Genomic DNA, 9,403 nt, shown 5'->3' on the forward strand with positions numbered 1-9,403 from the left:
GCCTTCGTGCGTCGAGTTCGCGCGGCGTAAAGCGGTTGATCGGCGCCTGAAGCGGGAAGGGGCGACCAGATTTGGCTGGTAGCTGTAGCGGCCGGTATGCAGGATTTGCAGCGCAATTTTGCCGCCTTCCTGATGGACGGCGTCGGTAATCGTGCGGTGGTGCGGCAATTGACTCACATCGTTCAGCATCGCACCGCCCGCCATCCCTACGCCGGTCGCATCCGGGGCGATACCGCCGCTGACGATCAGCGCCACGCCGTGACGCGCGCGCTCGGCGTAGAACGCCGCCAGACGCTCCGCGCCATCGGGATACTCTTCCAGCCCGGTATGCATCGAGCCCATCAGCACGCGGTTTTTCAGCTGGGTAAAACCAAGATCGAGCGGGGCGAACAGCGACGGATAGCTCATAAGGATGTCCAGTATGTAAAATTATTGTTATGTGGTCGGATGAGTTACTAATTTAGCCGTCGGCGGGAAAAAGGGAAAAGGGGAATGCGATGATTGTGATGGGATTCAAAGAACGCCCCCAACCAAACGGTAGGGGGCGTGAGTTTACTGCTCGGTGGCAACCTGATTCTGACTGACACGCAGGGCCGCCAGCGCGTTACGCGCCGCCTTAAGCACCTGGTCGCACTGTTCCATCGTTAAGGTCAACGGTGGCTCGATGCGAATGGTCTTGGCGTTGTTGAGCGTTCCGGCAACCAGCACGCGCTGGCGGAACATCTCGCTGGCAAAGTTATAGCCGATTTCGTTATCGACAAACTCAATGGCCATCAGCATGCCTCTGCCGCGCGCTTCACGGACCAGATCCGGATATTCACGCGCCATGCTGCGGAAACCGTCCAGCAGAATATCGCCTTTCTGTTCCGCCTGAGCAGGCAGGTTTTCGGTCAGCAGCACGTTGATGGTCGCCAGCGCGGCCGCACAGGCCAACGGGTTACCGCCAAAGGTGGTGGTGTGCAGGAACGGGTTATCGAACAGCACCGAGAATACCTCTTCGGTAGCGATGGTCGCGCCAATCGGCATCACGCCGCCGCCGAGTGCCTTCGCCAGGCACAGAATGTCCGGCTGAACGTTCTCATGCTCGCAGGCAAACATCTTGCCGGTGCGCCCCATACCGGTTTGCACTTCGTCGAAAATAAGCAGCGCGCCAAATTCATCGCACAGCTTACGCACGGCCGGCAGGTAGCCCTGCGGTGGCAGAATCACGCCACCTTCACCCTGGATGGGCTCGAGGATCACTGCTGCAACGTCATCGCCGGTTTTCTGGCATTCGCTGAGCATCGTGCGCATGGCGTCGAGATTGCCGAACGGCACGTGGCGGAAGCCCGGCAGTAACGGCATAAACGGCTTGCGGAACGTTGACTTAGCGGTGGCCGACAGCGCCCCGAGCGATTTCCCGTGGAATGCGCCGCTGGTGGCAATAAAAGTGAACTTGCCGCGCGGTGACTGGTACGCTTTCGCGAGCTTCAGCGCCGCCTCTACGGATTCGGTGCCGCTGTTGCTGAAGAAGCTGTACTTCAGTTTACCCGGTGCCAGTGCCGCCAGGGTTTTGGCGAGCATCGCCCGTAGCGGGTCGAGCAGTTCCTGGCTGTGAAGCGGTTGTTTAGCGAGCTGATTCTGTACGGCGGAAACCACCACTGGATTACGGTGCCCCACGTTGAAAATACCAAAACCGCCCAGGCAATCGAGAAACTCCTGACCTTGGGTGTCGACAAGCGTATTTAACCCTCCCGCCTGCCACTCTACGGCTCCGTAATCCCCACCGGCTGTTACAGATTTTCGGTACTCTAAAAACCCCGGATTCACATGCTCTTTAAAGTATTCCCTGACCTCCTGGTTAAGAGCTTTCATCTCCTCATGGTCAAGCGTTCGCTTTTCAATGAGATTCAGTGCGTGTGCGCTGCAGGCCAGAGCCGATGCGCTGGAAGGTAACCTGTTCAAAATAAGCTCCTGGGGATCACGTATCACACGATACTGATTTAAGTATTGCAGGGATTACGCCATCTCAGCGTTGGCGGTGAAAATCGGGATAAACGCCAGGGGAAATCGCGTTTGTACAATATTTAATCGTCCAGCGAAGCGAGAGAGTGTGAAAGCGGTCACGAGGCAGTGCGTGGTTGTCGGGCGTATTGCCCCACAAAAGGGCAGGTTTTGCTCCAGGGATGAGCAGCAAAGAATGACGTGAGGAAAGTAGGGCTTTTGTCTATTTTGCGATCTAACGCAAAATTAACAATTAAGGTTAATTTAATATCCTCCGATATAACAATTGTAATACATTTCTCTTAGCACCTGAAAAGGATGTCCGTATGTCTACCCTGCCCGACCAAAACTCGTCCGAATCGCTGATGGACGACCACACCACGTTGATGTCCACCACCGATCTCAACAGCTATATCACCCACGTAAACGATGCCTTCGTGAAGGTGAGTGGCTATAGCCGCCACGAGATGCTGAGCCAGCCGCACAATATGGTGCGTCATTCCGATATGCCAAAAGCGGCTTTTGCCGACATGTGGCGAACCCTGAAGCAGGGCGAGCCGTGGAGCGGTATCGTCAAAAATCGCCCGAAACACGGCGGCCATTACTGGGTGCGCGCGAACGCCATCCCCCAGGTGCGTAATGGTAAAACGATTGGCTATATGTCGATTCGCACGAAAGCCAGTGAGGAAGAGGTGGCGGCGGTTGAGCCGCTGTATCAGGCGCTTCGTGAAGAACGCAGCAATAAGCGTCTTTATAAAGGACGTGTTATCAGCAAACGCTGGTGGGGCAAGCTGTCGGCTATCCCGCTCCGTTGGCGGGTCATAAGTATTATGTCGGCGTTCTACCTGCTGCTGGCCGCCAGCCTGCTGGCCCTGAGTGCGCCGGTCATGGCGGTGCTGGCGTCGGCGCTGATTTTGCTGCTGACCACGCTGGTGCTTGAGTGGCAAATTGTTCGCCCGGTGGAAAACGTGGCGCGACAGGCGCTCTGCGTGGCGACCGGCGAGCGTAACAGCGTTGATCCGCTGCCGCGCAGCGATGAATTGGGGCTGACGCTACGTGCGGTCGGTCAACTCGGCCTGATGTGCCGCTGGCTGATTAACGATGTCTCGACGCAGGTGAATAGCGTGAGCGATGGCAGCGATGTGCTGGCACGCGGCAACGAAGATCTGAATCAGCGTACACAGGAAACGGTCGTTAACGTACAGCGAACCGTGGCGACCATGAGCCAGATGGCGGCGTCGGTACAGAATAACTCCCAGACGGCGGCCGAAGCCGATAAGCTCTCGCTGGCGGCCAGCGGTGCGGCGGCGCAGGGCGGTCAGGCGATGCACCGGGTGGTGCAGACCATGGAAGATATTGCTGACAGTACGCAGCGCATTGGTTCTATCACCACGTTGATTAACGATATCGCGTTCCAGACCAATATTCTGGCGCTGAACGCCGCCGTCGAAGCGGCGCGCGCGGGCGAGCAGGGGAGAGGGTTTGCCGTGGTCGCCGGGGAAGTTCGCCATCTGGCGAGCCGTAGCGCGACGGCGGCAAACGAGATTCGTCAGCTGATTGAGGCCAGCGCCAGCAAGGTGCAGTCGGGCTCCGAGCAGGTTCACGCTGCCGGGCGCACGATGGATGACATTGTCTCGCAGGTACAGAATGTCACCCAGCTGATTGCGCAGATTAGTCAATCTACGTCTGAACAGGCCACGGGGCTGTCTGATTTAACGCGTGCCGTGGCGAAGCTGGATGAGATCACCCAGAAAAACGCCGGACTGGTGGCAGAAAGCGCCAACGTATCGGCGATGGTAAAACACCGCGCCAGCCGTTTACAGGATGCGGTCACCGTCCTGCATTAATCCAGCTGCGAGATCTCGAGCGCCGCGCGGTCGATAATGCCGACAATCTGCTTCAACTGCGCGTCGCTTGTCTCGCCCTGATTCACCTTCAGGTCTAGCACGGCTTTAAAGTTATCCAGCGCCCGTTTCATCTGCGGGTTTTTGCGCAGTTCATGCCCCACCATGCGGGACTTCAGGCGCGCCTGAATGTGTTCCAGATGTTCCTGATTTTCTTCCAGCGTCTGGGTGCCTTCGGCGGTAATAGCGATTTTTTTACGCCCGCCGTCCTCTTCATGCACCGTAATCAGCCCCTGGTCCTGGAGCAGGTCGAGCGTCGGGTAGATAACGCCGGGACTTGGGCTGTAATTGCCCTCGGTCAGGGCTTCAATCGCTTTAATCAGTTCATAGCCGTGGCTGGCGTTATCCTTGAGGATGCTGAGGACCACCAGACGCAGCTCGCCGTGGCCGAAGAAGCGCTGGCGACGTCCGCCGCCGCCGTGACCTTCGCCACGCCCGCCACGATGTTCACACTCACCGCGTTCACCGCGATGTCCACGACCACCACGGCCGCGATGTTCAGAATCAGAGAAAGGTCTCATGATGTTTATCCTTACGTTGTTTAGATATATCTAACTTATATCTAAATATATATCTTTAGCAATATCGAAAATGTGTTATTTTTTATTGTGTTGATTTTTAACGATTTTAATTTTGTGTGCGGATTTTTTGTGCGCCGCTGTTCATATATCTTAAAAATAGCTTGCTTTCTGTTTAGTTGGCAATCATTATCATTTGCAAATGATTTAGATATATCTATTTGTGAGAGAGACGCCAAATGAAAGAGAACAAATACCCACAGCGCGTGCGCAATGAACTTCGTTTTCGTGAACTGACCGTCCTGCGCGTGGAACGCGTGGGTGAAGCCTTCCAGCGCGTGGTGCTGGGCGGTGAGGCGCTGGAAGGTTTTAGTTCGCGCGGCTTTGACGATCACACCAAGCTGTTTTTCCCGCAGGCCGGTAGCACCCTGACGCCACCAACGATGACCGATGAAGGGATTGTATGGGCTGAAGGCGTGCGCCCGCAGGCTCGCGACTATACGCCGCTCTATAATGCCGAGCGCCACGAGCTGGCCTACGATTTCTTTATTCATGACGGCGGCGTCGCCAGCCAGTGGGCAATGGAAGCAAAAGCGGGCGATACGCTGCTTATCGGCGGCCCGCGCGGTTCGCTGGTGGTGCCGGAAGATTATGCCTGGCAGCTGTACGTTTGCGATGAGACCGGTATGCCAGCGCTGCGTCGCCGTCTGGAAGCGCTGCAGACGTTAGCGGAGCGTCCGCAGGTGACGGCGCTGGTGATGGTAAAAGACGACGCGGATAAAGCCTATCTGGCCGGGTTCGATGGCTTCAATATCGAGTGGATTTCCGGCTACGATGCGGCCACCGTCGCCGCGCGCCTGGCACAGCTCACGGTGCCGGAATCGGATTACTTTATCTGGCTGACCGGTGAAGGGAAGGTGGTAAAAAGTCTGACCGACGGTTTTGTGACCGACGCTATCGACCCGCAGCTGGTGCGTTCAAGTGCCTACTGGCACGCGAAATAACTGAATTCTGGTTGCGCTATACGATGATGTGATAGCGCGACCCTATTCCTGCCCTCTCTCTCCTCGTGATTTATCCAGATCTCCCCTCATCATTATGATGAACATCCTGTTTTCCACACTTTTTATACGATTATTTTGCCCCGTATTTGGGGCTGTATTTGATGATTGTTTATTATCTAATTAATTGTTTTTAATGAATTATTTATGAGTAAAAACGTGGTTATGTGATGTCAATCACTACATTCATGTTTCCAATACAAAATCTGTAAAACTAGAACTTTGTCGACTTTTCGTCTAAAAATACCGGGTCCAGGGCTAGACACGACCACGTAATGGTTATCAAATGGTTAAAAAATACCGTGTCAGATGTTAATCATCGACAAAATTAAAAAATGGTTAGCCCGCATACACGACTTACCTGCGTTACGACGCACCTTCTCTGGAGAAACTATGCATTCCTCTGTTAATAAAAACGAAAGCCGGACCTTTTTCGGTCATCCGTACCCGCTGGGTTCGCTGTTCTTTACCGAAATGTGGGAGCGATTCTCGTTTTACGGTATCCGCCCGTTACTGATCCTGTTTATGGCGGCAACCGTCTATGACGGCGGCATGGGACTGGCGCGTGAAAACGCCTCGGCGATTGTAGGTATCTTCGCGGGAACGATGTACCTGGCGGCGCTGCCGGGCGGCTGGTTGGCTGATAACTGGCTCGGCCAGCAAAAAGCAGTGTGGTACGGCTCTATTCTGATTGCGCTGGGCCACCTGTCGATCGCGCTGTCGGCCTTTATGGGTGACAACCTGTTCTTTATCGGCCTGATGTTTATCGTACTGGGCTCGGGTCTGTTCAAGACCTGTATCTCAGTGATGGTCGGCACGCTGTATAAAAAGGGCGATGCCCGTCGCGACGGCGGCTTCTCGCTGTTCTATATGGGCATCAACATGGGGTCATTTATCGCGCCGCTGATTTCCGGCTGGCTGATTAAATCCCACGGCTGGCACTGGGGCTTTGGCATCGGCGGTATCGGGATGCTGGTGGCGCTGGTTATCTTCCGCGTGTTTGCCGTTCCGGCAATGAAGCGCTACGACAGCGAAGTGGGCCTCGACTCTACCTGGAACAACCCGGTGGCGAAGAAAAATGGCGTTGGCGCATGGCTGCTGGCGTTAGCGGTGGGTGTAGCAGTGATTATCACCCTGATTGCCCAGGGCATCATTGTGATTAACCCGGTGGCCGTTGCCAGCGTGCTGGTGTACGTGATTGCGGCTTCCGTGGCGCTGTACTTCATCTACCTGTTTGCCTTCGCGGGTTTGAGCCGTAAAGAGCGTGCGCGCCTGCTGGTGTGCTTTATTCTGCTGGTCTCCGCGGCGTTCTTCTGGTCGGCCTTCGAGCAGAAACCTACGTCGTTCAACCTGTTTGCCAACGACTATACCAACCGTATGATCGGTGATTTCGAGATCCCAGCGGTATGGTTCCAGTCAATTAATGCCCTGTTCATCATCCTGCTGGCGCCGGTATTTAGCTGGGCCTGGCCTGCACTGGCGCGTAAAAACATTCGTCCTGGCAGTATCACCAAGTTCGTTATCGGTATTCTGTGTGCGGCAGCAGGCTTCGGTCTGATGATGCTGGCAGCGCAGAATGTGCTGAGCAACGGCGGCGCTGGCGTATCACCGATGTGGCTGGTGGGCAGTATCCTGATGCTGACGCTCGGCGAGCTGTGCCTGAGCCCGATTGGTCTGGCGACCATGACGCTGCTGGCACCGGAAAGAATGCGCGGTCAGATGATGGGGCTGTGGTTCTGCGCCAGTGCGCTGGGCAACCTGGCGGCGGGTCTGATCGGTGGTCACGTGAAGGCCGATCAGCTGGATATGCTGCCGGACCTGTTCGCTCGCTGCTCCATTGCGCTGCTGATCTGTGCCGCGGTGCTGTGCGTACTGATTGTGCCGGTTCGCCGGATGCTGGAAAACGCCAAATCCAGCGCGGAACAAACGCCGGTCAGCAACGCGTGATAGCGTTCTGACTACTGAGCCGGTACATGTTGTACCGGCTTTTTTTTGCGCAATGCGCACCGTTTCTTGCGCAAAACGGGTATAAAACGTGATTTCTGATCGAGAATAAATGCAATAACGTGAGCGGTTCCTTTGAAATTGCGCTGGATTCCGGTCCATAGTATAGACTTGTTTACTACGTGGTTAATTTTAAGGACAAGCATATGCCAGCAGTCATTGATAAAGCTTTGGATTTCATTGGTGGTATGAACACGTCTGAGCCAGTACCACAATCCATGGATGAGAGTACAGCGAAGGGAATTCTGAAATATTTAAAAGAGTTAGGTGTTCCTGCAAGCTCTGCGGCGGTGGCTGAACGTGGTCATCAGGACGGCTGGAGCGAGGGATTTACTGATAAAGTGGCGGGATGGGCCGAGAAGGTCGAATCCGGCGAGCATATGGTGATTAAGAACCCTGAATTCTTCTCTTCCTACATGCGTGAAGAGCTCCGCTCACTGGTGTGAGTTAACCCTGTTTAAATTCCAATAGCCTATCCCGGATGCTTTCACCGTAAGCGTGAAGGCATCCTGCTTTACTCCCCTTCGCTTTCACAGCCGCACGGGCTAATCTCCGACCTTGAGTCTGCGCCAGAACGTCGTACGGCTGATGCCCAGATAGCGCGCCGCCGCGGTTTTATCGCCATTGAACTGGGCGAGCACCTGTTGCGGGCTTAACGAGTCTGGTGCTGGTGGCGCCAGATTTTGCGCGACGAGTTCAGGCAGGCACTGCCGTAAAAAATCGCTATCCAGCATGGGCTGCGGCTCAACGCTTAAAAAAAGCGCCATCCGTTCCATCATATTACGCAGCTCGCGGACGTTGCCGGGCCAGCTGTAGCGCAGCAGAACCGATTGGCTTTGCATCATCCCGTTGCGTAACGCCTCGCTAAACGGCACCCCTAAGGCCGCCAGCGACTGCACCAGAAACCCCTCCGCCAGCGGCACAATGTCTGCCAGGCGCTCGCGCAACAGTGACAACTTCAGGCGTAAGATGCTGAGGCGATAAAACAGGTCATTGCGAAATTGCCCGCGTTTCATCTCCGCTTCCAGATGACAGTGGGTGGCGCTAATCACCCGTACCTCGACGGGAATGGGGTGGTGCCCGCCTACGCGCGTGACCTCTTTTTCCTCCAGCACGCGCAGCAGGCGCGTCTGCAAGGGGAGGGGCATCTCGCCAATTTCGTCCAGAAACAGCGTCCCGCCATGGGCAATTTCAAACAGCCCGGCCCGCCCGCCGCGCCGTGAGCCGGTAAACGCGCCTTCTTCATAGCCAAACAGTTCGGCCTCCAGCAGTGATTCGGCAATGGCACCGCAGTTCACGGCGACAAACGGCGGAAAGGATTTGCCGTGGCGGTGGCCCAATCGCGTGAAATATTCGCGGTGAATGGCCTGTGCCGCCAGCTCTTTCCCCGTACCGGTTTCTCCCTGAATCAGCACTGCCGCACGAGAGCGCGCATAGAGCATGATGGTGTGGCGAACCTGTTCCATGGGCCCCGATTCCCCGCGCATGTCGTCCAGCGCATAGCGTGTGCGCAGACCGCTGCCAGCCGCAGGGTAGACGCTTTGCCGCAGCGTCAGACGGGTCATCTCCAGCGCATCGCTGAAGGCCTGGCGGACGGTGGCTTCGGAATAGATAAAGATTCCGGTCATGCCCGCCTCTTCGGCGAGGTCGGTAATCAGCCCTGCGCCCACGACCGCGTCTATGCCGTTGGCCTTCAGTTCGTTGATTTGCCCTCGGGCGTCTTCTTCAGTGACGTAGCTACGCTGCTCAAGCTGCAGGTTAAACGTCTTTTGAAAGGCGATAAGTGCAGGCAGCGTCTGCTGATAGGTCACGATGCCGATGGAGGAGGTGAGCTTTCCGGCTTTTGCCAGCGCCTGTAGTACGTCAAAGCCGCTGGGTTTAATCAGGATAACCGGCACGGAGAGGCGGCTTTTCAGGTACGCGCCGTTGGAGC

7 protein-coding genes and 1 pseudogene are annotated in these 9,403 nt (G+C 55.9%); 4 read left to right on the forward strand and 4 right to left on the reverse strand.

The features are described from left to right. Together GKAS_RS21110 and ygjG are read right to left on the reverse strand one after the other, a co-directional pair. Positions 1 to 408: pseudogene (locus GKAS_RS21110) on the reverse strand (oxidoreductase); the annotation flags it as partial. A 144-nt stretch (positions 409 to 552) separates the two neighbouring features. Next, on the reverse strand, positions 553 to 1,944 hold the full coding sequence (ygjG, locus tag GKAS_RS21115; RefSeq protein WP_035897184.1) for a putrescine aminotransferase: 1,392 nt from the start codon (positions 1,942 to 1,944) through the stop codon (positions 553 to 555). 365 nt (positions 1,945 to 2,309) lie between these two features. Here ygjG and GKAS_RS21120 point away from each other — a divergent pair, with 365 nt between their 5' ends. Beyond that, entirely contained in the window at positions 2,310 to 3,830 is a 1,521-nt protein-coding gene (locus GKAS_RS21120) for a methyl-accepting chemotaxis protein (RefSeq protein WP_035897186.1), read from the forward strand. On the opposite strand, the gene GKAS_RS21125 is transcribed toward GKAS_RS21120, so the two are convergent. Further along, a complete protein-coding gene (locus GKAS_RS21125) occupies positions 3,827 to 4,408 on the reverse strand; it encodes a PadR family transcriptional regulator (protein WP_035897187.1) in 582 nt (193 codons plus the stop codon). The genes GKAS_RS21120 and GKAS_RS21125 overlap by 4 nt on opposite strands. A 236-nt stretch (positions 4,409 to 4,644) precedes the next feature. Between GKAS_RS21125 and GKAS_RS21130 the strand changes: the two genes are divergently transcribed. The 3 genes from GKAS_RS21130 (at position 4,645) to GKAS_RS21145 (ending at position 7,916) form a co-directional block, all read left to right on the forward strand. Continuing rightward, positions 4,645 to 5,409: a siderophore-interacting protein gene (locus tag GKAS_RS21130; RefSeq protein WP_035897189.1), complete on the forward strand. Its 765-nt coding sequence runs from the start codon at positions 4,645 to 4,647 to the stop codon at positions 5,407 to 5,409. Positions 5,410 to 5,859: 450 nt separating this feature from the next. After that, positions 5,860 to 7,413, forward strand: a complete 1,554-nt coding sequence (locus GKAS_RS21135) for a peptide MFS transporter (RefSeq protein ID WP_035897191.1) — start codon at positions 5,860 to 5,862, stop codon at positions 7,411 to 7,413. Positions 7,414 to 7,616: 203 nt separating this feature from the next. Beyond that, positions 7,617 to 7,916, forward strand: a complete 300-nt coding sequence (locus tag GKAS_RS21145; RefSeq protein WP_035897195.1) for a DUF1889 family protein — start codon at positions 7,617 to 7,619, stop codon at positions 7,914 to 7,916. Positions 7,917 to 8,015: 99 nt separating this feature from the next. On the opposite strand, the gene prpR is transcribed toward GKAS_RS21145, so the two are convergent. After that, positions 8,016 to 9,403: propionate catabolism operon regulatory protein PrpR (gene prpR / locus GKAS_RS21150; protein WP_035897197.1), on the reverse strand; the 1,388-nt coding region annotated here is incomplete at its 5' end.

The sequence above is a fragment of the Kluyvera ascorbata ATCC 33433 genome (assembly GCF_000735365.1).
GTDB classification, from domain to species: Bacteria; Pseudomonadota; Gammaproteobacteria; order Enterobacterales; family Enterobacteriaceae; genus Kluyvera; species Kluyvera ascorbata.

Coding starts and splice junctions, on each gene's coding strand:
- GKAS_RS21120 (WP_035897186.1), top strand. CDS start 2,310: ATGTCTACCCTGCCCGACCAAAACTCGTCCGAATCGCTGATGGACGAC.
- GKAS_RS21125 (WP_035897187.1), bottom strand. CDS start 4,408: ATGAGACCTTTCTCTGATTCTGAACATCGCGGCCGTGGTGGTCGTGGA.
- GKAS_RS21130 (WP_035897189.1), top strand. CDS start 4,645: ATGAAAGAGAACAAATACCCACAGCGCGTGCGCAATGAACTTCGTTTT.
- GKAS_RS21135 (WP_035897191.1), top strand. CDS start 5,860: ATGCATTCCTCTGTTAATAAAAACGAAAGCCGGACCTTTTTCGGTCAT.
- GKAS_RS21145 (WP_035897195.1), top strand. CDS start 7,617: ATGCCAGCAGTCATTGATAAAGCTTTGGATTTCATTGGTGGTATGAAC.